The sequence below is a fragment of the Synechococcus sp. MIT2312 genome (assembly GCF_059772315.1).
Window position 1 is genome coordinate 1,026,626 of the sequence record NZ_CM186281.1, and the last position, 21,148, is coordinate 1,047,773.

The window sequence follows — 21,148 nt, forward strand, 5'->3', positions numbered from 1 at the left end:
TGTCGAAAGGGGGCCTTTGAATCTGAGAACCCGCGCAACATAAACACCCCCGGGCGCCTGGCCAGGTAGCAAAAATGCTCAAGTCAGCGGATTGCAACATAAGCATCAACAAGCTGCACCCGCTCCAATCCAATGGTGCATGCCCAGTGGGTTGTTATCGAGACCAGACCTCCAGCGATGTTGGGCAGGCGCATGTTGCGCTTGGCCCGAGAGAGTGGTGGAAAGTGCGAGAGTTATGGGCAGTCCTGAAATCTCTGCGCACGATGAGATTATTCAGCGATCGGCATCGTCCAAATGAAAGCCGCGACCGAACACTGCAAACACGACCATTGGAAGTCATCTCTTTTGGTTTGTGGAGTGATCTTGATGGCAATGCCACAAAGCGTTGTGGGAGGCGAAATTAATGGGTGGCAAAAAGTCAGAGATGACTTTTTGCAGGGATACCCAGAACTTCTACAGTTTCATTGTGATCGTGGTGAAAAAGCCAACAGTGAATCAATATCAGCTTTCAATGATGATTGGGTCAAGAATATCCAAAAGCTGCGATATGAAGCAGGCGTGGCGCCAATGGGGCCCAATGGGTCAAATCTGTTTTTTAGCGGGTTATCTATGGCAATGAAATCTCGTTGCCCTGGTGTTTGGTGATGGACGAACTTCCTTGTCTTTGGCTAGTCCTGATAACAGCTATGGACTGATACTTGGCAAGTTGCTAAGGAGGATCACAAAGCGATTTTGGCATGAAAAACGATCCTGAAAACTGGTGGCTGGAAACGGCTGGATGGAAACGGTGTCAGCCCAGGTGGTGAGTTCTTGTTCTTGCAGACGGGGCAGTAGTTCTTGACGCGAACGACGGCGGTCGGTGCAAGCAGCCGCATGTACAACCCTGCTTGGGTCATGACGCCTCATGCGCACGGTATTCCTTGCACTTGATCTGCAAGGGGGCAGCCATGACTGATATTGATGCTTAGTTTGAGCTTGAAGCGAAGGTACGAGGAGTGATGCTTTGGACTCGCCCGTTGCAATGGCCATTACTTGTCGGAGCGTTGTTGTTGTTCAGCTCCTGCGATCAGCAGAGTGAGCCTTTTGCATCCAGTTCTGCCCAAGATGCAGTCGATCTCCGCATCACTGAAGCACCATGGGAATCTCAGGCCCAGATGACGCGTCGAATGGATCATCTGACCAGTTTTCTCAAAGACGCAACAGGGCTAACGATCGGCTATGTACCAGCTATCAACTACGCCCATAGTTATGCACTGGTCGAGCGCGGGGAAGCTGACCTAATTCTGGTTGGAATTTACGGTGGATACCGCTTGCTCAAGGCTCTACCCCATGCGGTGCCTCTTGTGGTTCAGAAACCCTCATATCGATTGGTGATGCTGGGGCATCGCCGCTGGGTTGAGGAGTTGGATCCAAATGAGGAGTCCAGCTTGGCTTCGGTCAAGGGACGCCGCGTGGGGTTCGGAAGCCGCTTTTCGGGTTCGGCATTTCTTCAGCCGTTATTGGCCATGCAGGAAATTGGGCTTGATCCCGCTGACATCGATCAGTGTTTGCATGAACCAGTGCAGCGTCATTTGCCTGCTCAAGTCGCAAATGGCCTTGTCGATTTCGTTTTCGTTCCCAGCCATAACGACAAAGACGACCAGTTCATTCCAGAGCCGTTACGGGACGAACTTGCGGTTGTATGGACTGGAAACCCAGGGCGGAATGATTATCTGATTGCAGCGGTCAGTCCTATGGATACGGAGCGACAAGAGCATTTACTGAAAGTCCAGCAAGCCTTTTTGGAGCTTGATCGCACGACTGATGATGGCCGTGCAGTCCTTGACTCTTATATGTTTCCAGGTTTTGAGTTGCCGACCTCACAATTCCCGGAAGTCACTAATCAACGGATTGAAGCTCTGCTCTCCAGCTCAGGAGGGTTACCCAGCTGTGAAGCGTCTTGATGCGGCGTCTGTTGTATCCAAAACTCGACGCCAGCGAAGTTCCTTGTCCATTGCCAGGCGCTTATTGGGGATCAAAGTCGAAGCGATCAATCAGCCTTCAATTGGTGATAACAGGTAGTCAATATTGTTGACTAATATACTCCCTTACATTCAGGTTCTTGCTTCACTGCTTGATATGTTTTTTGAATGCTATCAGCAACATCACTGCTTCCAGGATCGCTTGAAAGTCGTTTGACAAAATAACCTAATGTCTCTTTTGCAATGTCCTTGTTGAGTTCGCCCATTTTCACCGTTGCACATAATGCCATTCCTGCACCGAACACGGTACCCATGTAATAAGCATTTTTAGCATCCATTCCTTCGGCTTTAGAAGTCCCAGCCGATAGCAATAAGATACTCAGTAGTAAAAGTGCTTTCATAGAGCTTATTGTTGAATGCATCCCTCAGCAATTGCGTCATTTCTGACAGATAGCATTGTTGCATCGTATGGCTCACCAACAGAAATAACGGCCTTCCTCCACTTCGCATAGCCACGTGGGTCCTGCGTTTCATCAACCCATCCAGGAACAGATTCCATGGCTGCATCTCTTGAGGATTTCAGCTCGGCATACCTTTTGCCCATGGCATCACACTTGGCCCAATCGACCGCTTCGGAGGGTATGGCTCCAATCAGAATGGATAATGCTGAAGCTGCGCATCCGACTAATAGGTAAAATGGCTGAAATGAGTCTCTCATTAATTGTGGGTCTTTCTCTATTCATAGCAAGTTCAATCGAAAATGACAAATTTCTCAAGCTTGTGCGTGTAGCTTTTAAAGCGCAGCGTGAGTTTATTGACTTTATTGATGGGGCGACTGGCCTGCCCCTGGAGTTTGAACATTCGACAGGCAAAATAAAAATTTTGTATCAATAAGATCAATTGCGATTAATTTTATTTTCCGAATAATCTCTTCGCCAACCTGAAGCTGGAATAAGTGTTCATGTCCTAATCGACTTTTTGGAAAGCCGTCGCTGAAATAATGCTTTCCAGCTGTAGCTGTTCATAACCAGACAGCACAGAAAATCGCCCACAAGAAAGAAGCCACGTAAGCAACTTAGTTCATTCAGTGGAGCCCAGGAGACTCGAACTCCTGACCCCCTGCATGCCATGCAGGATCAATAATCGTTAAGCAAGCAGTCCAGCGCTGAGTTTAGGTGGATCCAGAAAACTGATTTGGTGCAAACTTTGGCGCAAAACTGTAGAGGCAGCCAGCTTTTTGCACCAAAGCATCGTTTTGCACTAAATGAGCAGTCCCACGAAGCAGCGCTGTGAGCGATCAGCTGATTGATTTGCCAGCGTGGCGCCATGCCGAACAAAGACCGCCCACAGGTTGAACGGCACCCACCGAAACAGGGTGTCGGCTGGCTGGAAAACACTCAGCAGGGAAAGGTCTGCAGCTTCACGAATGACTCGCCCACGGCTCATGCCAAGTGGGTGATCGTCGAGACCAGACCGCTGCGCGGTGGTGGTCAGCCAGTCATCAGGCGAATGCTTCGCCACAACGCGATCGAAGCCTGGGAAACCATGCAGAAGTCAGGCGGCTGGAAACGGTGCCCGCCTGAGTGGTGACCCCGTTTGAACCGGGTGGTGAATCCGCATCAGGCAGTCCACTGCTGGCGGTGCCATTGGTTGGGCGCATAGCTGGATTGAAACCCAGGACGGCGGGTGCGATAGGCCACTTCCTCGGTTTGAGCGGCCTCGTGAAGTCGCTGCTCGACCAACTGGGATTGAGCATGAGCGACTGCGCCAAGTCCGAGCGTCAGGGAAAGGGTGTAGATGAAGAGTGACTTGATAGACATGGCTGGCTCGACTGGATGGCTGGGGGAAGCGCCCCCTCGACTCCTTCAAGATCACAGCCCTGCTGGTGAACCCCCCTGCACTGCTCTGGTGCAGAAACCGCGAAGTTCTGGTGAAACTCTGGTGATCGGTCTGGAGCTGCGATGGCTCTCAGCGCCAACGGACCCTCACAAACCCGATCACAGAATCTTCGGAAGGGTCGAAAATCAAAGCAGTCACTGGGGTTTCACCAGCTCCAACCAATCCACCTCGTCCACTCCACCGGTGAGGAGCTGCCTGCATCGTTGCCGTGCAGCGTTGTTTTCAGCAGGCGTGTGCAGTCGGTCATTAGATCGGAGTTGACTCCATCGACCCTTTTCCAGAATCTCTGTCTCAGCTTCTGCAGGTGCCTTGGTCTGGCGTGGTCTTCGCTTGGCAGCCATCAGCTGGTTCACCTTTCCTGGGAAGGTGCCCACGCCTTCTCATGGGGGATGTGATCAAGAAGGTTGGTCATGGCTAGCTGTGTGTCAGTGACTCAATCGAGATGAAGATCGGCGCCGCTACTCGCTTTCTGTCTGTAGTTGCAGCAGTGTTCCTTGGCGCAGCGGGGATTCATGAATGGAGCGCTAAAAGCGCTGAAATGGGCTCCAGAGACAACGAAACCAGCTCTGCTGTACTGATCCTTAGATCCCAGGGAAAGCTGAAAATGGGACTTGCCATTGGCTTTATTGCTCTCGCTTCCGCAGGCGTGAGTTTTGACGAAAACGGGAATCGCAACTGAGCGCATCAGTGCACACCCCGCAATGCGGAGCGGAGCAGTAACAACAGATCACCAACCGCCACCGTCACCGGTTCATCTGGTGAGGCAAACGGGTTGACCCCGCTGGCTGGCTGTTGCAGCCGTTGAATCCTTGATCACCACCAACGATCAACTCGACCAACGGACGGGCGTCCTGGCTCACTGGGCACCGTCACCACCGATAACCGCTGCAGATCTCGGCGGTAATCAAAGCGGCAAAAGCCAACGCCCGTGCCGGAACAGGACGAAAGGCTTTCGAGAGCTACAGAGGACAAGCGCCGCTCCTCCGGCGTTGGCGTTTTTTCTGGCGCGGGACGCCAGCCATTGGCGATCAGGTGTCGGTTCGCCTCAAGGATGGTCTGTCTGGCACTGAGCTTCGGCTCATGCTTGGGTGTTTTGGCAACAGTGTGCGCAGGCGCCGCGTCGGCTTGTCTCGGCAAGATCGCTTCGGCTGTGAGAAACGCCACCGCACCCAGACCAGCACCAGTAAGAGTGCCGAGACAAACACCGCCTAGCCCTTTGAAGAAAGTGTTCATCGCTTGAGAACTCTCGATGGACACAACATCTCCGGGTTCAGCGTCTGACTTGATGACCCATCTCAACCAGGGCTGTGAGGTTGGTCACGCACCCGTCAGATCGACGGAAGAGGGAACAGGATGCAGCAGATCAGCAGTTGTTAGCTGCCAGGATGGATCAGCAGAGAGCTGCTGAGGTTGAGGCAAAGAAGGCTGAAAAGGCAGCTGCTGAGAAGTTGCAACAGGAGCAGTTAAAAGAACAGTTTCAAGGTCATCTGGACCGTGTGGCGTCGAATTCATTGCAGGCTGCTGCTGCCATTCAAAGCAAAGAGCATGTGATTACTCAGGCATGTGATGAATCATTAGCTCAGATTCAAGAGATCAAGAATCAAGCGCTTGCGGCAATTGCAGAGAGTAGGGATGAAGTGATTCATCTGGTGAATCAAGCGCAAAAGTCTGAGGGCAACAATTCACTTGCAATCTTTGAGATCAACAAACGCCTGCAAGCGCTGGAAGGTAAACAGAATCAATGATGGATAGTCAGTTGATGTTCAGTGGGTGCGCACCCCCTTTATGGGTCTCTCCACTGGGGTAGGGAGTCCATAGCTGGGTATTGGGGGCGATATTCAGCTGTGCCTATTCATCAACATATGGATTAAATCAATCAAGAAAGATCGCTCATTAGTAAACACATTCAGTATTGATTGGACCTTAAAACAGTTTTGGCATGCAAATAAAGCGGGCACGCACTTGAAAGAATAAGACTCTTTGTTGACATTTTTAGTGATATTGCTAAGTTATTAAATAACTGGGCTTTATTCATGGGCGCCCCTATCCTCAACGCGAAGAATATTGCGCCTGAATTGACGTATGACGTAACGGATTTAGGAGTGTTGTCCCCAGGCTATAAACGTACTTTAAGAGAAAAGGATTGGCTTGAAGATCCAATTATGTATCCATTTACAGTAGATAATGCTGATGGGGTAAGGGCAAGGTTTAACTTGTACAACCTCCAAAGTGATTGGTATCTATTCATCTACAAAGAAACCGGCAAAGGGCTTATTTATTTAAGGTCGGGAACCAATTATGGATTGAAGGATGAATCAATTGTTCAATTCCTTCCTCCTGGAAAATACGCAGCTGTTGTCGAATTTTCCGTACCAATAGGCTATAAGCTGTCAACAACCTACGACCTGCTTGTATCAGGAACAGTGCCTCTCCGAGACGATGATGTGTTGTATGGACGCGATGCAGATGAGACTTACAACGGTGGCAAGGGTAATGACTTTATTGCCGGAAAAGAAGGGGATGACAGGCTTTTTGGTGACAAAGGCGATGATTATCTAGAAGGCGGTAAAGGAGATGATTACCTAAAAAGTGGAACCGGAAATGATGTTCTAAACGCTGGCAAAGGTGATGATGACCTTTCAGGAGGGCTAGGAGATGATTATCTATCAGGAGGTTCTGGAGATGATGTTCTTAATGGCGGAAGGGGCGATGATCTGGTTGATGGTGGTAAGGGTGATGATTTTCTAAGAGGTTTTAGCGGAAATGACGAATTGCATGGAGGTCTTGGCTCTGATGTTTTGACAGGAGGTGAAGGCGCGGACAGATTTGTTTGCCGCGATTTCAAGGAATCAGGAGTAGGTGAAGGCAAGCGTGATGTAATCACAGATTTCAGCTCATCAGAAGGTGACAAAATAGATTTGTCTGCAATAGCCGAAGACTTTGTATTCATTGGTTCATCTGACTTCACAGGAACCAGAAACGAAATTCGTTTTGATGATGGGATTTTGCAAATAGGCAATTATTACGAACCCGATACTGCTCCCACTCCTGTTTTTGAGATCCAACTTCTTGGTGTAGACAGCCTGTCAGTTGACGATCTTATTATGTAAATAAGGCGTAAAAGCGAATATTCAGTTGGCGGTCAATACCTGGCACGATTGAGCGCAGCAATTATCAGCAAAAGACACTCCAAGACATTCTGCTATAACCGTTAAAGACTCCCGATAGCCATGTCAGAAGAGCAACTCAAAGCCTTCCTGGAGAAGGTCAAAGCAGACACCAGCCTTCAGGAGAAGCTCAAAGCAGCTGCTGATACTGATGCAGTTCTTGCGATTGCGAAAGAGGCTGGGTTCAGCATCTCTGCTGATGACTTCAAGAACGCTCAATCAGAGCTTTCAGATAAGGAATTGGAGGGTGCAGCTGGGGGCTGGCTGGGGACTTGGGATGCGAGGACTTGCGATTCTTGCGATCCAGCGGAGATGTGCTAATTCACTGCACTGAGATGTTGATGCAGACGATACAAGCATACGACTGGCTAGCAGCACCTACACACTCAAAGCCCCAAGGGGCTTTTTATTTCTTCAATCACCCCATAAAGACCATCAATCAGCCGTAATACCTGGCACGATTGGGCACTCTAATTGTTAGCGAAAGACACTTCAAGGCATTATTGCTATAACCGTTAAAGACTCCCGATCACCATGTCCGAAGAGCAGTTGAAAGCCTTTATTGAGAAGGTCCAGGGAGACGACAGTTTGCAAGAGAAGCTAAAAGCAGCAGCCAATCCTGATGTAGTAGTTTCGATTGCGAAAGAGGCAGGGTTTAGTATTTCTGCTGATGACCTGACTAAGGATCAATACGAACTTTCAGACGAAGAATTGGAGGGGGTGGCTGGTGGGTGTATTGAGCCCGTGTCGATCGTTATTAGTTTACTCAATAGGCGTGCCCATCAATGTTAGTTTACTCATCAAAGCCCTAAGGGGGTTTTTATTTCTTCAATCACCCCAAAAAGACCATCAATCAGCCTCCAATACCTGGCACGATTGAGCGCAGTAATTATTAGCCAAAGACACTTCAGCAGACCATTGCTATAAATAATTAACAGACTTGACACCTATGTCAGAAGAACAGCTCAAGGCATTCCTAGAGAAGGTCCAAGTCGACACCAGCCTGCAGGAGAAACTCAATGGAGCTGCAGATGCAGATGCTGTTGCTGCGATTGCAAAAGAAGCAGGTTTTAGTGTTTCTGCTGATGACTTAACTATGGCTCAATCAGAGCTTTCTGAAAAGGAATTGGAAGGCGTGGCTGGGGGTTTCTGCACTGCTGATAATATTAGGAGCTGTGTGACGAATCCACGAATCACTGTCTCACAGTGTCACTGCTGACCTGCTGACTGTGTGGCATCATCCTTCAACTAATTTTTATGATGGATTCTGAGCCTACTCATCAAGGCCCCTGCAACCCATGTCTGAAGAGCAACTTAAAGCGTTCCTAGAGAAGGTGAAAGGCGACACTAACCTTCAGGAAAGATTAAAAGCAGCGGCTAATCCTGATGCTGTCGTTTCCATTGCGAAAGAAGCAGGTTTTGGTATTTCTTCTGATGACTTAAAGAACGCTCAAGTCACAGAGCTTTCAGATGAGGAGTTGGAAGGCGTGGCAGGTGGAAGAGGAGACACTCGAAACTGGCTGGTGGGTGGCGACTGTGGTCTATTTGCACAGACGCACAACCCTGGCACGCATGCGAAATGGTGAAAATAAGTGACGCTTCGTCGCCATACCTGGCACTAATCATTTGTCCGTTGTCAACGTTTAACCCGTTGAAAAATGACAGAAATGTCTCAAGTCTATACGCAGTGACGGGATCGCCGATGTGGATTCAGGCGTGATCCGCTGGGTCAACGCAGATCTGGTGACCCACATCTTGCCTTCGGTCTGAAGGTTATCTACATCAGCTCTTTGCTTCTTTCCTAGCTTTCTCAAATTCTGATTCATCACTTCCTTTGCACATCCCAGTTCCATTCATCGAATATGAACCAAAATCACCGCGAGAAATAGAACGGAGAATTAACGGACCTGGAGGATCTATCTGGATAGAGAACTTAGAAGAGAGGCTAATTCCCTCCTTGTTCCTAGGCTTTTCCCACTCTTCAATAGCCACACCATTAACGATCTTTGCTGTATCCCATACATCACCTCCAGCCTCAATTAATCGACTATTAGCAACATCAACCTTCCAGTACTGAAAATGACTTTTAATTACTCTCCGGTCTGTTTTATTTGTTTCAAAGTTTTTGGCTTCATTAAACCCTTTGGACTCACACTTCAGATACACAAAGTCATCAGCAACAACAGGTGATGCCGAGAGGAGCAGAGCACCTAGGAGGATTGATAATTCCTTCATTAGTGGTTGCTTCTCTTTCTGTCACTAGCACAATACCTGGCTACCCTGTTCCTATCAACTATGGCTGAGGAAATAATGAAACTTCTTCTCGCAACACTTCTTTCGACTTCTTCTTTGCTGGGCGTTATGCCTGCTCAAGCTCAATTCACTAATCCTGATCCACCGGAATGCGATGAAGCTGGGTGCAGAACAGCTTGCGAAGATTATGGCGCAGGAATTAAAGGGTGCATTTATCTCAACGTGATTTCAAGGAATTACCCATATGTCACCTTTAAGACAAGCTATGAGAGAGAAATAAGTGAGGCGAATTGTCCGCAGTTCAAACTGAGAACTCTTCGTGTAGAAGATGGAATGCCTTCTCGTTGGAAACAGGTGATACCAGGTTCAATGGATTACGCAAAACTTATGCAGGCTTGCACCCTCAAAAAATGACAAAAATTAGTCAAGCCTATTCGTAGTAGCTGGCGGCGCTCTGCTCCCCCCGGTGGGTCCTTCTACACACACAGCGGCGCAGAATTGCAGCAGTTACACATACACATAGGCTCTCGATTGCTTGGCACTTTGTCAATAATAGTCTGAACCACTAATTATATTTATTTGTTTCTTGTGGTGGACTGGGTTCTCAGCAATTGTGCGCTAGATCGTATATCTAGTGTGAGGCACCAGACTCCTAATAGGACATTCGACATTGCCTCACACATTGATATTGCAATGATGCTGCAAGCAAAAATATCCAGCGCATATCAGCATCGTCAGGGCGTGCATAAATTGTTTCCTTTTTTGTGTTTATCGGTACGTCAACATCAATATCCATTGACCAGCCTTGCCTGATAGAGGCCAACCCAGCGACCGACAAAACAACTCACACCAATCACGCCCACGCACGAGCGGGGTTTTTGCTGTCCTTGACCCTTGGCATCACCGGCTTCCGAGTCGGCTAAGCCCAGTCATGCAGGTGGTTCTGAGCCATTCACCACAGTCTCACCAGAACTTCGTGGGTTCTGCACCAGAGCTGTGCAGTGGGCTTCACCAGTAGGGCTGTGACCTTGAAGGAGTCGAGGGGGCGCTTCCCCCAGCCATCCAGTCCAGCCAGCCATGTCGATCAAGTCACTCTTCACCTACACCCTTTTCCTCACGCTGGGCATTGGCGCTGTCACGAATGCCAAAGCTCTGTTGATCGAGCAGGCACCTCAACCTCAGGAGGCCGCTCAAACCGAGGAAGTGGCCTATCGCACCCGCCGTCCAGGGTTTCAATCCAGCCATGCGCCCAACCAATGGCACCGCCAGCAGTGGACTGCCTGATGCGGATTCACCACCCCGATCGAACGGGGTCACCACTTAGGCGGGCACCGTTTCCAGCCGCCTGACTGCTGCATCGTTTCCCAGGCTTCGATTGCGTTGTGGCGAAGCATGCGTCTGATGACTGGTTGACCACCCCCACGAAGCGGTCGGGTCTCGACGACGACCCATTGAGCGTGTGCCGTGGGCGAGTCATTCGTGAAACTGCAGACCTTTCCCTGCTGAGCGTTCACCAGCCAGCCAATGCCCTTCTTTGGTGCGTGGCGATCAACTAGCGGGCGGTCTTTGTTCGGCATGACGCCAGGTTGGCGAACCAAACGGTGGAACCGTCAGCACTGCCAGAAGCTGATCAGAGGCGGCGTTGATTGGTGATTTGGTGCAAAACGATGACTGCTGTCACTGTCTTACGCCAAGTTTTGCACCAACGAGGTTTGTCCACTTGGTGAGAATCCAGTGGAGCCAAGGAGACTCGAACTCCTGACCCCCTGCATGCCATGCAGGTGCTCTACCAGCTGAGCTATGGCCCCAAAAACGCAGACGAAGTGTTGAACCTGTCTTTGTCGTGACGAAGCTTACAACGGCAACGGCCGCTGCGAACCCCCCATTACAACTGTGCCTACATCTGTCGCCAGACGGCGGCGAGTTTGCCCTGGACCTGCACCTGATCAGCCGGCAACTCAATCGGCTCATAGGCGGGGTTCGCTGCTTCCAGCCGAACCGTGAGCCCATCGCAATGAAAATGCTTCAGCGTGGTTCCACTGCCCGGAACCAAAGCACTCACAATCGTGCCTTGGCGCAGACGCGCGGCATCAACGACCGGTTCCATCAGAACCACATCACCGTCGGCGATATGGGCATCCACCATGGAATCTCCATTCACCGTGAGCGCAAACAAACCACGGGTTTCAAGAACAGGAGCGAGATCCAATCGATCTTGAACGTCATCAAAGGTCTCAACCAGACCACCTGCCGCAACAGCACCAAGCACGGGGATACCCGAAGCGATCCCTCCCAGCAGCTGAAGGGTGCGTGCCTGACCCTCCTGCCAGGTAATCCAGCCTTTTTGCTGAAGATGGCGCAAACGACTCTGTACGGGAGCCGGTGAACGCAGACCCATGGCCTGCATCATCTGACGAATCGACGGGCTGTGATGGTTGCAACCGATGTAGTCGGCAAGCCAGTCGTAGAGCTCTTGCTGAGCAGTCGTTAGCGGCTCGGGGGATCCAGCAGACACCGGCAATTCATTTGTTCGTCAATACATGTGTACCGGTCATCAGCCAAGATGGCAAGGGCTTAGTCAGGCGCTGGCAACGCGCAAATCCAATCAACCTTCGCCGAAGTGTCTTCCCGCCCGACGTAATCAAGCCATTGGCCCTGAGCACTGCTGCGCTGCAGCCTTTGCTGATTGCAGAGTGCTCGCATTCGCAATTCGCGCACCGTCCAGACATCCTGGCCCCGTCGCTGCATCAGAACCGCAGCATCGAATTCAACACCGGGCGGCGTCCGCTCGGGGTTACTGAGATACTCGCCTGCTTTCAGGCTGGGTGAATCCATCGCCTCCATAAACAACCAGGTTCGCTGAGATAACTGACCCGACTCCTGGAGTGTCTGTCGGGTTTGCGACCAGAACGGCGGTTCTGGTGACGGTGACCAGTCTTCAGCTTTCGCAGCTGCACTTCCGAGCGTGAGGGCCAGGGCGAGAGCGCTCAATCGAACCGGTTTGCTCACTGTTCTTTCTGCTCCTCAGGGCGCTCGGATCGTTCTTGGATCAGTTTCGCCAGGATTTCCAACTTGGCATTTTCAGATTCCGAAGCTCTCGACGCCATCCAGGAACTGGCGACCTTCATTTGCGTGACTTGTTGCAGCAAAGACAGAGCCGTTTGCCTGAGGGTTTCGATGTCGTCGCAATCACGAATGAGCCGATTCCATCGTTCCGTTTCAAACGACTGCTCTAGACCTTGCTGGAGGGGATCGATGCTCAAGATGCAGCCTCCCAAGTCAGCATCGGATCAGGATCACCACTACAGATGGCTCGGGCACGAACGTAGAAGGCACTTTCGGTATCGCCTGCGGCTTCGAGGGATTCGAGAACCTTTTGCCAGTTGTCTCGTTCCTGCTGGTCCATTGGTGGAATTTGGAGTGCGTTGACCCTAAAGGTCTTTCAAAAAAATCAGGGTTTGATCAGCCACTGTTTTCCACTCAGCATCTGCAGTGATCACGTGACCACTGCCCTCCAACCAGTGCAACTCCACCCGCTGAGAACCGGTGCGCTGCTGAAGTAACTCCACACCTTGACGCGTGATCACTTTGTCGAGCGTGCTGGCCATCACCAGCAAGGGCTGATGCAGATTCCCCAGCTGCCTGCGGGTGGAGGCAATGAGATCCAACACGCGCACGCTGCAGCGACTGGGCCAGCGCGGGTACTTCCAAAGACGCTCAGCTGTTGCCGGATCAACGGAATCATCGGCAGGTCGCGGCACCGAAGGCAAAAGCAGAGACAACAGCGGGGCAATCAGCGCTCGAGGGTCACCACTCACGATCGGCGGGGAATAAGCAATCACAGCTTCAATATCCGGTCGCCGCATTGCCGCCTGAATCGCGAGGATTGAACCCAGGGACAAGCCAGCAATGACAACGCGTTGACCCTGACCCAGAAGTCGGTCAACGACGCCATCGATCTGCTCCAACCACTGGTGAGGCTGCACAGGCATCAGATCTTCAAGGCAGGTTCCATGGCCGACAAGCAGAGGCGCTTCCACAGCAAACCCCTGGGCATGCAGCGCCTCAGCCAACAGAGAGAGCTCAGCCGGCGAGCCGGTGTAGCCATGCAACAGAACAACAGTGGTTGGCCCACCCGGCATCGAGAAAGGTTCAGGAGAAGCTGCGATCAACTCAGCGGCACCGGTGCATTGCCAGGATTCTGACGAACCCATCAGGCTGCATCAGCGAAATCAACAACATCACGGCAAGGGCCAAAGCAGCGATGACAGAGACGGCCGGGCTTGCTATGTCCAACAGAGGGTTATCAGCTGCAGATGCGTTTGATGCAACGACTGATCAAGCTCGCCTCAATCCTGCTGATCTTCAGCGCGCTTGGATGCGGGAAAGAAGCTGGGAAGGACAAAGCCGGCAGCGACCAAGCCGTCCCTTCAGAGAGTGCGCAAACAGAGAACAAGCCAACATCCCAGGCCGTACAGGGGCAGGCCTCCTGGTACGGACCTGGGCACTACGGCAAGAAGACCGCTAGTGGTGAGATTCTCAAACAAGGAACAATGACTGCGGCTCACAGCAGTCTGCCGATGGGAACCAAAGTCAAAGTCACACGCCTCGACAACAACAAAAGCGTGACAGTTGTCATTAATGACCGCAAACCATTCAAGCAAGGCACAGTGATTGATCTTGCCCACGGCTCAGCAACTGCACTCGACGTAGACGAGGACGGCAAGACAGCCGTGGAGGTCGAAGTGCTTGATTAGAGGCTGAACAGGGCTTCAGCAAGCATCCGGAAGTCGCCAGACATTGATAGGACTAACGGCCTCGTGAGGCATCAAATCAGAGAGCCCTGCGCAACAAGGCAAAACCGAGATTAGGATTCAAACAATTGATAATTGATGATGGCAAATTCCGGACTCGACTACTTGCTAAGGTTCAGCAAAATTCAGAAAAAAGAAAAAATAGGCGACATCGAAGCAATTGATTTCACAACAATCAACAATGCCACTCAGATGGGCCACTTGATCATCAGATGCAAATGCCATAAATACAAGAAAGAATTCAATATTGCAGCTAGCATTCTCAACTGGAAAATCACCAAGTTCTTTAAAAGATCATCAGAATTTCTTGATTACGCATCACTCCAGAAACTTATTCTGGACTGAGATCAGAGCAGGCATCGCTAAAGACGGCGCGAAAGTCCTGACGTGACCCTCTCAACAACAGCGATTACCAGACAGCCTCACAATGAGTCCAGCCAATGTGCTGCAGCTCTTTATACAAGGAGATCGCATCTTCATAGCGCATGTTTCGACGAGACTTCAGCAGCGCAGGCTGATCCTGAGACAACTTCCTGCCGTGATCGACGAGAACACGAACATCTTGATGGCCACTTTGCGGCTCCCTGTGAAACCTCACAGCCCAGAACTTTTGTGGATCCTTGAGCCAACCGTCCGTCATCAGTTGATTGTTCAGCGGATCGATGTCTAACGAGTGTTCGGCGCAGGTGCTTGAGTTTGTAACTACGAGAATGGTTCTTAATGGCCGGCTTAAAGCCACTTGTCGCCACCATATCTGGAGAGAAGGTATGAATAAGCCTCCAAAACACCAGACCTAGTGCTCTTGCTTCAGCAGCCGACAACAGGGCAACCCGCAGATCGAATACAAAACCTGCCCGATCAGGACCATTCCACGACTTCGTGACGCTCCGCGAGGGTGTGCTGCTTCTTTCTTCTGGGCAGGTCAACATGCCTTCAACGGCTGACAGTCGGTGGATGAGCGCAAAGCCAAACCGCTCCGCAAGGTGCGCGTTCGTTTACCAATGCTGGTGAGCACCCATCTGTCTGCCATCAATCACCGGACGCTTCGCCCATCCGTTGGGGACGTGGTCATGCAGCAGGGCGCTCTCGCTGAACGTGTCTTGGTGGTGCAGGCCGGAGAACTGAGCGTTCAGCGAACGGAAGCCGGAGGACAACCAAGGCTGATAGCAACAGTGGGGCCTGGCGAAATGGCAGGGGAGATGGCCTTGATGGGCGACCAAACACACAGCGCCACCGTCACGGTGAGCCGCGGCCCTGCTGAGCTTCTGGAAGTCAGCGCAGATGATCTGCTGCAAGCGGCGGTCTACGACAGCGAGTTGATCGTTGAACTCTTGGCTCTTAGCAGTCATCGTTGCCGAGAAACCAGCCGTCATCTCGCCCTCATCCTTGAATCGCTTGACGCACTGAATCAGGGCGACCATTCCACTCTCCAGCGTTGCTGCGAAGAGTTGGACAAGGAAGATGGTCAATTCTTCTCAAACAGCTCAGATCAGCTGAAGCAACTGGCAGAAAAGATTCAACCAACACAACCTGAGACGATCGGACACCGTTCAGAAAGCCTCGTCGACAAGGCCTAACGCCGCAGTACGTGGGTTCAGGACTTTTGCTTGGAAGGCTGATCGTTCTTGTGATGGTCAGCGCTGGGATTATTGCAGCACATGAGATAAATCATTCTGACTGGTACCAGCTTCAGCCTGATGCCATGTCGGGTCATCCCCCAAACGAGGGATTCAGAGCCGCTCTTCGAGAGTTGTGATCATGAGCCACCACTCAACCGTCATCCAATCACTTTCTAAGAGCTGCCATAGGGACGTTTGACTTTCACCTTTCCGTTGATCCTGACCTTCACAGACCCACCACCAGGACGCTTCATCCTGACTTTGCCGTCGCCACCAAGAGGTGAACCAGCCACGACGGGGAAACTGCACCATCCGGATCGGCGATCCACTTAGGCTTCAAAATCTGCTGGGGAGTCACGGCGTACGACCATCACTTGCCGCACATCGATCACAGCAATAAGGATGGAAGGAAAGCGAATCTGTCTATGGAATGGATTGTCCGCCCGATCCGTGCCGTCTTCTTCGCAGACGAACAAGCATTTAACTGGATTCAGAAAAAGCTTGGCCTGAGCAACTATCAGATGGCAGCTCTGATCTGGCTCAAAGGCCTGATCATCGGTTTGCTGCTGGGTTGGTGGCTGCTCTGAGCAACTGCGAATCATCAACGGGCTTGGTCAACAGTCGTAGATCAGCTCCGACTGCTGTTCACGCCTGATGTTGTCGCTTTCTTTCATTTGCGACTCGTCGTAGTCAAGGGCCCGCAAAGAACAGGCCGGTGCTCGGTAGGGCTGACGCTTGCCATCCGTGATTTCCGTGCCGATTGACTGGGCTGAAGCCGTGCAGATCACAGTCAAAATTGTTTCGCAACACTGGCTTGATAACCACATTCAGCGGGCATGTCAGCTGCTGTTTGTGCTTTCCATCACGCAACGATGTCAACGGGATTGATTCCATCCCATGCAGCAGTCGTCTTGAAATTGTTCATTGATGGACGCTGGGGGCAGAACATGTCTCAGGCTCCGGGACCGATCTTCTCCATCAGCGAGAGGAGGCATCAAATGTTGCCCGAGTAAACACATGCAGCGGTCGTCAACGCTTCGTTACTTTCGTTAACATATGTTCAATCGACGTTCCGCAATGACTTCTTCATCCTCCAACACCCCTGACCCACAAAAGGTTTTCAGCGAAAAGCTCAACGGCCGCGCTGCCATGCTTGGCCTGATGATCGGTCTCGCCGTTGAAGCCGCGACCGGCAAAGGAATCATCCAGCAGGTCTGGGGATTCAACGAATCGACCAAAGGAATCGACTTCTCCGGACTTCTCAGCTTCTTCAGCTGAATAATTCAGGCCTAGGAGCTGATCTTCCTGATCATCATTTCAGCGAACCACATTTAAGCGAGTTTCTTTAGAGGCTGGAGCCATCCAGCCTCTTTTTTATTCGTCTTTGATCTCTGTCGTCAATATTGCCTCAAACCAAATCACCCAAACAACGTCTTCACTTTCCAATAATCTTCTGCATTAACAACAGAACATCCCTGACTCTTCCACCATCTCAGCCAAAACTCACTTGAGTTGAAGTTCAGGCCTTAACCATGAACCGTCAAAATAAGCTGGCTTGGGATTATAAATCCGCAGAGTTGCATTCCATCCAGGATAAATTTCCAGATAATTATCCTGACTGGAATCACCACCAAAATTCAGCACGACCTCGCCTTGATCATTCGATTTTGCAAAGGCACTGTTGATATTATAATTATTCCCCACTGGAAAGCCATCCTTATCGTAAACAGTTAAAGACCAAAACGCATTACTTCCATTGGGCACATCCTTAAGAGTGAGAGTTTGTGCTTTAACCGAAGACGGCGTATAGAAGAGATAAACTGCTCCTTCTTTTGGGAGACCACCAATGCCAACCGCAACCCCCATATTATTCTGTTCTGGAGAAATCGTTCCTTTTTTACCAAACAAATCCTCAGACTTCACACCCTGCTGATTGCGCTGTTGATTATAAGCAGCGCGTAGTGCAAGCATTTCCTCTTGATTCCAGCGATTCAGCTGAACAAATTCACCAGGAGAGGCCTGAGAAACTTTCAACCCACTCTGCAACTGCCGAGCTTTTTCCATATCTTCTGGGTCAGCCATATTGACACCAGTGCGAAATGCAACCAAGGCATATCGGCTACCAACGTTGTCTTTTGTCAATTCATAATCACCAGGGTTCTTATAGACGGAGGTGTAACCCTGATCATCCACAACCATGGCACTTTGATAGCGACCACCCGTTTGCGGAAGTGTAATAGTGGCTGGATTATTGAGATCCAGAATCAAAAACGAATAGAGGGTGTCGAAGTTAATGCGAATGACGGTTCGGTCCTTGGGGTCGGCCGCTCGACTGTCATTCCAAAGCACACCCATGCCGCCACTGCAGGTTTGTTTGGCGATGTTGGCGATGTACTTGGCGAACACTGTCTGTGTTTCAGCAGCTGCGAAGGTGGCTTTCGTCACAGGAGCAACAGCATCACTCTGAACAACAACAGCAGGCTCAGGGCAAGACTTCGCCGCTGCCATGGAGTGCGACTTGGCCGAAGGACCCGAAGCAACAGAAACTAAGCCAACACTCAGAGCTGACACAATCCCTGCACAACGCTTGGGAAAGCCATCAAAATTTTGATCCATAAAACCCTTGATTCCTGATGACGTCCTAATCAGGTCTCAGTGGCTTGTCAGGTGAAGAGCTCAATAGGGGCATTCCGTTTGCCCTTTCAGGAGCAATGGCTTGATGTGAGCCAGATCGAAAACCAAGAACGGCTCCAGCGCCCTTTGGACCACACCTCAGCAACAGAGCACTGCTTGCTACTGAACGAGAACACTCGTTGATGATCTGATCAGAGACCGCCCAGCAAGGCAGCCAGCAAAGCCTGTTGGGCGTGCTAACGGTTTTCCGCCTGATCGAAGATCCGGCTGGCGGAACCCTCCATCACCTCAGCACTGATCTCTTCACCGCGATGGGCAGGCAAGCAGTGCAACACGATGGCAAAACAGAACAATCCTGATTCTTTGGTCATCTCAGCCAAAACCAATCGAACTGAAGCTCAGACAGCGACCATGAACCGTCAACATGAACATGATTGGGATTATCAATCTGTAGAGTTCGATTCCAATCCAGATCGATGTGAATTGAATGTCCTGACCACAAACACAAACAAAATCGAGCACCACCACTCCATCGTGTTTGTGAGCCCAAAAAGACAATCTCTGAATAGCTTCGTAAATTGTCTATTCCGAGATAGAGGGTGAGCACTTGCATTTGCGCTCATGAAGAACAAAAAAAAACCTGGCAAAGCCAGGTTTTTTAGAATGTTTTGGTTGAGAACAATGCTCTAAGCGAAGATTCCTCCAAGATCAGGACTATTCAGATAATTTTCTGGTGTGAGGGCCGACAACGCATTATCGGCAGTATCTCCAATAATGACCTGACCAGAGGCAATATAACCAGTAACCTGTGCCGCCGAAGCTCCAACAAACTGGCAAATGTAACGCGTTCCTGTTGTGCCGTTTGTGAATGAATCAGCCTTGAGGTATGTGCCACTAGCAGTTTGCTGAATAGCAAGATCAGGAAGGCTGTCAATCCCCGGTATAAATACTTTGTCGCCAGCTTTAAAGTTGAAGATCATATCAGCTTCGCCAATATTTTGAACCGCAGCACCATTGTCAGTTCGGCAAACCACTCGGCCAGTTCCACCTAGAACAATCCTGTCTTGACCAAGATCACCAACAGCAATGTGCTTGGCACCACCACCAATCGTGATGATGTCATCATCAGCGCCGCCGCGCAAAATACTCATCGTTGTACTTAAAGCGCCAACAATGAAATCATTGCCGTTGTTTCCATTTTGCCAGTCAGCTCCACTTGTAGAAGCGGAAAGATCAATAACGTCATTCTCACTACCACCAAGAACAAAGTCTCGGGTTGTCGATCCTGCTTTTGAACGAATTTCATCATCGCCAAGATTACCGTTGACTCTGTTGCTAAAGCCGCCAGTATTGATGTCACTGAGAGTAACAATGTCATTACCACCAAGCATTCTTGTTTGGTAATTGCTCGGGCTATTGTTTGCGAGATCGACAGTATCAGCAAAGTTGGAGTAATCACGGATTTTATCCGAGACAGAACCTGCAAAACGGCTGCCGCCTCCATTGATTACAACCGAGACATTTTGTGTTGTAGAAGCCATGATTGAAGCAAAGAGATGTGTGAATTTGTGGAGGTCGTCCCCCGTGAACACACCATCTCCGCAATCAACGATCAACTCGATGATCTGGATCAAACGCAGCTGTGATTTTGCTCACAGGGTCCGCCAAAGAAAATCGATCGACGTGCCAAACACAGCTGATGCGGTTGTACAGGCCTAAGAATCAACAGCCTCACTCAACACGCAACCTTGCTGACTGAGCCAGACATGACAGTCCAACCAGGGTCACATGAAGGAAGCAATCTCAGGCAGCACGTTGATGCCACCGCGGAACACTCAGAGACCGCCCAGCAAGGCAGCCAGCAAAGCCTGTTGGGCGTGCAAACGGTTTTCTGCCTGATCGAAGATCCGGCTGGCGGAACCCTCCATCACCTCAGCACTGATCTCTTCACCGCGATGGGCAGGCAAGCAGTGCAACACGATGGCGCGCGAGTCGGCTTTGGCCAGAAGTTCTTCATCAACACAGAACCCCTGGAAGGCCTGTTGGCGTTCGAGTTGCTCCTGTTCCTGGCCCATGGAAGCCCAGACATCGGTGTAGAGCGCCTGCGCACCGGCAACCGCAGCAGCGGGATCACGGGTAACGCTGATCTCAGCACCACCAACAGCAAGGGAGCGGGCCTGATCAAGCACGCCAGGTAAGGGCTCGAATCCATCAGGACAGGCGATGCGCACGTTCACGCCCAACAGAGCGCCACAGAGCATTAGGGAGTGAGCCACGTTGTTGCCATCGCCCACATAGGTCAGCGTCTGACCTTTGAGCTCACCAAAAGCTTCTTGCATGGTGAGAAAGTCGGCCAGGGCCTGGCAGGGATGCTCTAGGTCGGTGAGAGCATTGATCACTGGAATCGACGCCCAGTACGCGTAATCCACAAGCTCCTGCTGAGCGAAGGTGCGCACCGCGAGCACATCGCAGAAGCGACTCAACACCCTTGCGGTGTCCTCCAAGGGCTCACCGCGTCCCAACTGAGTGACCTGCGGATTGAGGTCGACGGTCTGACCGCCAAGTCTTGCCATCGCCACCTGGAAGCTGACGCGGGTGCGAGTGGAGGCTTTGGTGAAGATCAGGCCCAGCACGCGGTTGCCAAGATCAATCCTGCGATCACCACGCTTGAGCTGGCTTGCAAGCTCAAGCAGTGCCGCTGTTTGCTCAGCTGTGGTGTCCGCCGACGACAGGAAGTCTTGGCCGCTCAGTGCTGAGAGGACGGCAGCAACGCTGGTGGTGGCGGACGTCATGGACTGACT

General features: G+C 51.0%; 35 protein-coding genes, 1 tRNA gene and 1 pseudogene. 19 read left to right on the forward strand and 18 right to left on the reverse strand.

Going from position 1 to position 21,148, the window contains the following annotated elements; translation table 11 throughout:
* The first annotated feature begins 294 nt into the window (after positions 1–294).
* Both AC6EI9_RS06075 and AC6EI9_RS06080 read left to right on the forward strand, forming a co-directional pair.
* A complete protein-coding gene (locus AC6EI9_RS06075; RefSeq protein WP_498469602.1) occupies positions 295–645 on the forward strand; it encodes a hypothetical protein in 351 nt (116 codons plus the stop codon).
* A 353-nt stretch (positions 646–998) separates the two neighbouring features.
* Positions 999–1,943, forward strand: a complete 945-nt coding sequence (locus tag AC6EI9_RS06080) for a PhnD/SsuA/transferrin family substrate-binding protein (RefSeq protein WP_498469603.1) — start codon at positions 999–1,001, stop codon at positions 1,941–1,943.
* A 131-nt stretch (positions 1,944–2,074) separates the two neighbouring features.
* On the opposite strand, the gene AC6EI9_RS06085 is transcribed toward AC6EI9_RS06080, so the two are convergent.
* The gene (locus tag AC6EI9_RS06085; protein ID WP_498469604.1) at positions 2,075–2,362 is read right to left on the reverse strand and encodes a hypothetical protein; all 288 of its coding nucleotides are present in this window, start codon (positions 2,360–2,362) and stop codon (positions 2,075–2,077) included.
* Positions 2,363–2,624: 262 nt separating this feature from the next.
* Between AC6EI9_RS06085 and AC6EI9_RS06090 the strand changes: the two genes are divergently transcribed.
* Positions 2,625–2,855: a hypothetical protein gene (locus AC6EI9_RS06090; RefSeq protein WP_498469605.1), complete on the forward strand. Its 231-nt coding sequence runs from the start codon at positions 2,625–2,627 to the stop codon at positions 2,853–2,855.
* A 432-nt stretch (positions 2,856–3,287) separates the two neighbouring features.
* A complete protein-coding gene (locus AC6EI9_RS06095; protein WP_498469606.1) occupies positions 3,288–3,551 on the forward strand; it encodes a DUF1651 domain-containing protein in 264 nt (87 codons plus the stop codon).
* Positions 3,552–3,580: 29 nt separating this feature from the next.
* On the opposite strand, the gene AC6EI9_RS06100 is transcribed toward AC6EI9_RS06095, so the two are convergent.
* Both AC6EI9_RS06100 and AC6EI9_RS06105 read right to left on the reverse strand, forming a co-directional pair.
* Positions 3,581–3,781 carry a hypothetical protein gene (locus tag AC6EI9_RS06100; protein ID WP_498469607.1) on the reverse strand — a complete coding sequence of 67 codons (201 nt, stop codon included), beginning with the start codon at positions 3,779–3,781 and terminating at the stop codon, positions 3,581–3,583.
* 213 nt (positions 3,782–3,994) lie between these two features.
* A complete protein-coding gene (locus AC6EI9_RS06105; RefSeq protein WP_498469608.1) occupies positions 3,995–4,234 on the reverse strand; it encodes a hypothetical protein in 240 nt (79 codons plus the stop codon).
* 68 nt (positions 4,235–4,302) lie between these two features.
* Between AC6EI9_RS06105 and AC6EI9_RS06110 the strand changes: the two genes are divergently transcribed.
* A complete protein-coding gene (locus AC6EI9_RS06110) occupies positions 4,303–4,539 on the forward strand; it encodes a hypothetical protein (RefSeq protein ID WP_498469609.1) in 237 nt (78 codons plus the stop codon).
* A 134-nt stretch (positions 4,540–4,673) separates the two neighbouring features.
* Here AC6EI9_RS06110 and AC6EI9_RS06115 read toward each other — a convergent pair whose 3' ends face one another.
* Complete coding sequence (locus tag AC6EI9_RS06115) at positions 4,674–5,093, reverse strand: hypothetical protein (RefSeq protein WP_498469610.1); 420 nt, start codon at positions 5,091–5,093, stop codon at positions 4,674–4,676.
* Positions 5,094–5,173: 80 nt separating this feature from the next.
* On the opposite strand from AC6EI9_RS06115, the gene AC6EI9_RS06120 reads away from it, so the two are divergent.
* The 7 genes from AC6EI9_RS06120 (at position 5,174) to AC6EI9_RS06150 (ending at position 8,797) form a co-directional block, all read left to right on the forward strand.
* Positions 5,174–5,605 carry a hypothetical protein gene (locus AC6EI9_RS06120; RefSeq protein ID WP_498469611.1) on the forward strand — a complete coding sequence of 144 codons (432 nt, stop codon included), beginning with the start codon at positions 5,174–5,176 and terminating at the stop codon, positions 5,603–5,605.
* Between the two features lie 288 nt (positions 5,606–5,893).
* The gene (locus tag AC6EI9_RS06125) at positions 5,894–6,970 is read left to right on the forward strand and encodes a calcium-binding protein (RefSeq protein ID WP_498469612.1); all 1,077 of its coding nucleotides are present in this window, start codon (positions 5,894–5,896) and stop codon (positions 6,968–6,970) included.
* A gap of 120 nt (positions 6,971–7,090) precedes the next feature.
* A complete protein-coding gene (locus AC6EI9_RS06130; RefSeq protein WP_498469613.1) occupies positions 7,091–7,348 on the forward strand; it encodes a Nif11-like leader peptide family natural product precursor in 258 nt (85 codons plus the stop codon).
* Between the two features lie 213 nt (positions 7,349–7,561).
* Complete coding sequence (locus AC6EI9_RS06135) at positions 7,562–7,819, forward strand: Nif11-like leader peptide family natural product precursor (RefSeq protein WP_498469614.1); 258 nt, start codon at positions 7,562–7,564, stop codon at positions 7,817–7,819.
* A 157-nt stretch (positions 7,820–7,976) separates the two neighbouring features.
* Positions 7,977–8,246 carry a Nif11-like leader peptide family natural product precursor gene (locus AC6EI9_RS06140; protein ID WP_498469615.1) on the forward strand — a complete coding sequence of 90 codons (270 nt, stop codon included), beginning with the start codon at positions 7,977–7,979 and terminating at the stop codon, positions 8,244–8,246.
* 79 nt (positions 8,247–8,325) lie between these two features.
* Positions 8,326–8,613 carry a Nif11-like leader peptide family natural product precursor gene (locus tag AC6EI9_RS06145; RefSeq protein ID WP_498469616.1) on the forward strand — a complete coding sequence of 96 codons (288 nt, stop codon included), beginning with the start codon at positions 8,326–8,328 and terminating at the stop codon, positions 8,611–8,613.
* A 130-nt stretch (positions 8,614–8,743) separates the two neighbouring features.
* The gene (locus tag AC6EI9_RS06150; protein ID WP_498469945.1) at positions 8,744–8,797 is read left to right on the forward strand and encodes a hypothetical protein; all 54 of its coding nucleotides are present in this window, start codon (positions 8,744–8,746) and stop codon (positions 8,795–8,797) included.
* Between the two features lie 12 nt (positions 8,798–8,809).
* On the opposite strand, the gene AC6EI9_RS06155 is transcribed toward AC6EI9_RS06150, so the two are convergent.
* The gene (locus tag AC6EI9_RS06155) at positions 8,810–9,262 is read right to left on the reverse strand and encodes a hypothetical protein (RefSeq protein ID WP_498469617.1); all 453 of its coding nucleotides are present in this window, start codon (positions 9,260–9,262) and stop codon (positions 8,810–8,812) included.
* 75 nt (positions 9,263–9,337) lie between these two features.
* On the opposite strand from AC6EI9_RS06155, the gene AC6EI9_RS06160 reads away from it, so the two are divergent.
* Positions 9,338–9,694: a hypothetical protein gene (locus AC6EI9_RS06160; RefSeq protein WP_498469618.1), complete on the forward strand. Its 357-nt coding sequence runs from the start codon at positions 9,338–9,340 to the stop codon at positions 9,692–9,694.
* A 663-nt stretch (positions 9,695–10,357) separates the two neighbouring features.
* Positions 10,358–10,564 carry a hypothetical protein gene (locus tag AC6EI9_RS06165; protein WP_498469619.1) on the forward strand — a complete coding sequence of 69 codons (207 nt, stop codon included), beginning with the start codon at positions 10,358–10,360 and terminating at the stop codon, positions 10,562–10,564.
* 29 nt (positions 10,565–10,593) lie between these two features.
* Here the strand turns inward: AC6EI9_RS06165 and AC6EI9_RS06170 are convergent, their stop codons facing one another.
* From AC6EI9_RS06170 to AC6EI9_RS06200, 7 genes are all read right to left on the reverse strand, one after another.
* On the reverse strand, positions 10,594–10,857 hold the full coding sequence (locus AC6EI9_RS06170; RefSeq protein WP_498469620.1) for a DUF1651 domain-containing protein: 264 nt from the start codon (positions 10,855–10,857) through the stop codon (positions 10,594–10,596).
* A gap of 158 nt (positions 10,858–11,015) precedes the next feature.
* Positions 11,016–11,088, reverse strand: a tRNA-Ala gene (locus AC6EI9_RS06175).
* An 89-nt stretch (positions 11,089–11,177) separates the two neighbouring features.
* Entirely contained in the window at positions 11,178–11,801 is a 624-nt protein-coding gene (gene lexA, locus AC6EI9_RS06180) for a transcriptional repressor LexA (RefSeq protein ID WP_067094414.1), read from the reverse strand.
* 53 nt (positions 11,802–11,854) lie between these two features.
* Positions 11,855–12,289: a hypothetical protein gene (locus AC6EI9_RS06185; RefSeq protein WP_498469621.1), complete on the reverse strand. Its 435-nt coding sequence runs from the start codon at positions 12,287–12,289 to the stop codon at positions 11,855–11,857.
* Positions 12,286–12,543, reverse strand: a complete 258-nt coding sequence (locus AC6EI9_RS06190; protein ID WP_498469622.1) for a hypothetical protein — start codon at positions 12,541–12,543, stop codon at positions 12,286–12,288. Before AC6EI9_RS06190 ends, AC6EI9_RS06185 begins: the two co-directional genes overlap by 4 nt.
* A complete protein-coding gene (locus tag AC6EI9_RS06195; RefSeq protein ID WP_498469623.1) occupies positions 12,540–12,686 on the reverse strand; it encodes a hypothetical protein in 147 nt (48 codons plus the stop codon). Before AC6EI9_RS06195 ends, AC6EI9_RS06190 begins: the two co-directional genes overlap by 4 nt.
* A 25-nt stretch (positions 12,687–12,711) precedes the next feature.
* Positions 12,712–13,494, reverse strand: coding sequence for an alpha/beta hydrolase (locus AC6EI9_RS06200; RefSeq protein WP_498469624.1), 783 nt, complete (start codon positions 13,492–13,494; stop codon positions 12,712–12,714).
* A 111-nt stretch (positions 13,495–13,605) separates the two neighbouring features.
* Here AC6EI9_RS06200 and AC6EI9_RS06205 point away from each other — a divergent pair, with 111 nt between their 5' ends.
* Positions 13,606–14,037, forward strand: a complete 432-nt coding sequence (locus AC6EI9_RS06205; protein WP_498469625.1) for a septal ring lytic transglycosylase RlpA family protein — start codon at positions 13,606–13,608, stop codon at positions 14,035–14,037.
* Between the two features lie 138 nt (positions 14,038–14,175).
* Positions 14,176–14,439 (forward strand): hypothetical protein, encoded by a 264-nt coding sequence (locus tag AC6EI9_RS06210; protein ID WP_498469626.1) that lies wholly within the window; start codon positions 14,176–14,178, stop codon positions 14,437–14,439.
* Positions 14,440–14,503: 64 nt separating this feature from the next.
* On the opposite strand, the gene AC6EI9_RS06215 is transcribed toward AC6EI9_RS06210, so the two are convergent.
* Positions 14,504–14,734 (reverse strand): DUF1651 domain-containing protein, encoded by a 231-nt coding sequence (locus AC6EI9_RS06215; RefSeq protein ID WP_498469946.1) that lies wholly within the window; start codon positions 14,732–14,734, stop codon positions 14,504–14,506.
* A 310-nt stretch (positions 14,735–15,044) separates the two neighbouring features.
* Here AC6EI9_RS06215 and AC6EI9_RS06220 point away from each other — a divergent pair, with 310 nt between their 5' ends.
* Both AC6EI9_RS06220 and AC6EI9_RS06225 read left to right on the forward strand, forming a co-directional pair.
* The gene (locus AC6EI9_RS06220) at positions 15,045–15,671 is read left to right on the forward strand and encodes a cyclic nucleotide-binding domain-containing protein (protein ID WP_498469627.1); all 627 of its coding nucleotides are present in this window, start codon (positions 15,045–15,047) and stop codon (positions 15,669–15,671) included.
* Between the two features lie 467 nt (positions 15,672–16,138).
* A complete protein-coding gene (locus tag AC6EI9_RS06225; RefSeq protein ID WP_498469628.1) occupies positions 16,139–16,300 on the forward strand; it encodes a hypothetical protein in 162 nt (53 codons plus the stop codon).
* Between the two features lie 27 nt (positions 16,301–16,327).
* Here the strand turns inward: AC6EI9_RS06225 and AC6EI9_RS06230 are convergent, their stop codons facing one another.
* Positions 16,328–16,540, reverse strand: a complete 213-nt coding sequence (locus AC6EI9_RS06230; protein ID WP_498469629.1) for a hypothetical protein — start codon at positions 16,538–16,540, stop codon at positions 16,328–16,330.
* A gap of 250 nt (positions 16,541–16,790) precedes the next feature.
* Here AC6EI9_RS06230 and AC6EI9_RS06235 point away from each other — a divergent pair, with 250 nt between their 5' ends.
* Positions 16,791–16,991 (forward strand): hypothetical protein, encoded by a 201-nt coding sequence (locus tag AC6EI9_RS06235; RefSeq protein WP_498469630.1) that lies wholly within the window; start codon positions 16,791–16,793, stop codon positions 16,989–16,991.
* Positions 16,992–17,216: 225 nt separating this feature from the next.
* Here the strand turns inward: AC6EI9_RS06235 and AC6EI9_RS06240 are convergent, their stop codons facing one another.
* The 4 genes and pseudogenes from AC6EI9_RS06240 to argF all read right to left on the reverse strand — a co-directional run bounded on the left by AC6EI9_RS06240 (position 17,217) and on the right by argF (position 21,139).
* Complete coding sequence (locus tag AC6EI9_RS06240; RefSeq protein ID WP_498469631.1) at positions 17,217–18,329, reverse strand: DUF1254 domain-containing protein; 1,113 nt, start codon at positions 18,327–18,329, stop codon at positions 17,217–17,219.
* Between the two features lie 254 nt (positions 18,330–18,583).
* Positions 18,584–18,688 (reverse strand): annotated as a pseudogene (locus AC6EI9_RS06245) (ornithine carbamoyltransferase); the annotation flags it as partial.
* Positions 18,689–19,033: 345 nt separating this feature from the next.
* Positions 19,034–19,981, reverse strand: coding sequence for a hypothetical protein (locus tag AC6EI9_RS06250; RefSeq protein WP_498469632.1), 948 nt, complete (start codon positions 19,979–19,981; stop codon positions 19,034–19,036).
* A gap of 201 nt (positions 19,982–20,182) precedes the next feature.
* Positions 20,183–21,139, reverse strand: coding sequence for an ornithine carbamoyltransferase (gene argF, locus AC6EI9_RS06255; protein WP_498469633.1), 957 nt, complete (start codon positions 21,137–21,139; stop codon positions 20,183–20,185).
* Positions 21,140–21,148: the final 9 nt, after the last annotated feature.

What these genes read in the sequence shown, in the direction of transcription:
- AC6EI9_RS06100 (WP_498469607.1), bottom strand. Translation starts at nt 3,781, where the DNA reads ATGTCTATCAAGTCACTCTTCATCTACACCCTTTCCCTGACGCTCGGA.
- AC6EI9_RS06075 (WP_498469602.1), top strand. Translation starts at nt 295, where the DNA reads ATGAAAGCCGCGACCGAACACTGCAAACACGACCATTGGAAGTCATCT.
- AC6EI9_RS06215 (WP_498469946.1), bottom strand. Translation starts at nt 14,734, where the DNA reads ATGACGGACGGTTGGCTCAAGGATCCACAAAAGTTCTGGGCTGTGAGG.
- AC6EI9_RS06210 (WP_498469626.1), top strand. Translation starts at nt 14,176, where the DNA reads ATGGCAAATTCCGGACTCGACTACTTGCTAAGGTTCAGCAAAATTCAG.
- AC6EI9_RS06170 (WP_498469620.1), bottom strand. Translation starts at nt 10,857, where the DNA reads ATGCCGAACAAAGACCGCCCGCTAGTTGATCGCCACGCACCAAAGAAG.
- AC6EI9_RS06145 (WP_498469616.1), top strand. Translation starts at nt 8,326, where the DNA reads ATGTCTGAAGAGCAACTTAAAGCGTTCCTAGAGAAGGTGAAAGGCGAC.
- AC6EI9_RS06235 (WP_498469630.1), top strand. Translation starts at nt 16,791, where the DNA reads ATGACTTCTTCATCCTCCAACACCCCTGACCCACAAAAGGTTTTCAGC.
- AC6EI9_RS06230 (WP_498469629.1), bottom strand. Translation starts at nt 16,540, where the DNA reads ATGTGGTTATCAAGCCAGTGTTGCGAAACAATTTTGACTGTGATCTGC.
- AC6EI9_RS06155 (WP_498469617.1), bottom strand. Translation starts at nt 9,262, where the DNA reads ATGAAGGAATTATCAATCCTCCTAGGTGCTCTGCTCCTCTCGGCATCA.
- AC6EI9_RS06195 (WP_498469623.1), bottom strand. Translation starts at nt 12,686, where the DNA reads ATGGACCAGCAGGAACGAGACAACTGGCAAAAGGTTCTCGAATCCCTC.
- AC6EI9_RS06130 (WP_498469613.1), top strand. Translation starts at nt 7,091, where the DNA reads ATGTCAGAAGAGCAACTCAAAGCCTTCCTGGAGAAGGTCAAAGCAGAC.
- AC6EI9_RS06090 (WP_498469605.1), top strand. Translation starts at nt 2,625, where the DNA reads ATGCTGAAGCTGCGCATCCGACTAATAGGTAAAATGGCTGAAATGAGT.
- AC6EI9_RS06160 (WP_498469618.1), top strand. Translation starts at nt 9,338, where the DNA reads ATGAAACTTCTTCTCGCAACACTTCTTTCGACTTCTTCTTTGCTGGGC.
- AC6EI9_RS06240 (WP_498469631.1), bottom strand. Translation starts at nt 18,329, where the DNA reads ATGGATCAAAATTTTGATGGCTTTCCCAAGCGTTGTGCAGGGATTGTG.
- AC6EI9_RS06200 (WP_498469624.1), bottom strand. Translation starts at nt 13,494, where the DNA reads ATGGGTTCGTCAGAATCCTGGCAATGCACCGGTGCCGCTGAGTTGATC.
- AC6EI9_RS06110 (WP_498469609.1), top strand. Translation starts at nt 4,303, where the DNA reads ATGAAGATCGGCGCCGCTACTCGCTTTCTGTCTGTAGTTGCAGCAGTG.
- AC6EI9_RS06085 (WP_498469604.1), bottom strand. Translation starts at nt 2,362, where the DNA reads ATGAAAGCACTTTTACTACTGAGTATCTTATTGCTATCGGCTGGGACT.
- AC6EI9_RS06115 (WP_498469610.1), bottom strand. Translation starts at nt 5,093, where the DNA reads ATGAACACTTTCTTCAAAGGGCTAGGCGGTGTTTGTCTCGGCACTCTT.
- AC6EI9_RS06095 (WP_498469606.1), top strand. Translation starts at nt 3,288, where the DNA reads ATGCCGAACAAAGACCGCCCACAGGTTGAACGGCACCCACCGAAACAG.
- AC6EI9_RS06140 (WP_498469615.1), top strand. Translation starts at nt 7,977, where the DNA reads ATGTCAGAAGAACAGCTCAAGGCATTCCTAGAGAAGGTCCAAGTCGAC.
- argF (WP_498469633.1), bottom strand. Translation starts at nt 21,139, where the DNA reads ATGACGTCCGCCACCACCAGCGTTGCTGCCGTCCTCTCAGCACTGAGC.
- AC6EI9_RS06135 (WP_498469614.1), top strand. Translation starts at nt 7,562, where the DNA reads ATGTCCGAAGAGCAGTTGAAAGCCTTTATTGAGAAGGTCCAGGGAGAC.
- AC6EI9_RS06080 (WP_498469603.1), top strand. Translation starts at nt 999, where the DNA reads ATGCTTTGGACTCGCCCGTTGCAATGGCCATTACTTGTCGGAGCGTTG.
- AC6EI9_RS06225 (WP_498469628.1), top strand. Translation starts at nt 16,139, where the DNA reads ATGGAATGGATTGTCCGCCCGATCCGTGCCGTCTTCTTCGCAGACGAA.
- AC6EI9_RS06205 (WP_498469625.1), top strand. Translation starts at nt 13,606, where the DNA reads ATGCAACGACTGATCAAGCTCGCCTCAATCCTGCTGATCTTCAGCGCG.
- AC6EI9_RS06165 (WP_498469619.1), top strand. Translation starts at nt 10,358, where the DNA reads ATGTCGATCAAGTCACTCTTCACCTACACCCTTTTCCTCACGCTGGGC.
- AC6EI9_RS06125 (WP_498469612.1), top strand. Translation starts at nt 5,894, where the DNA reads ATGGGCGCCCCTATCCTCAACGCGAAGAATATTGCGCCTGAATTGACG.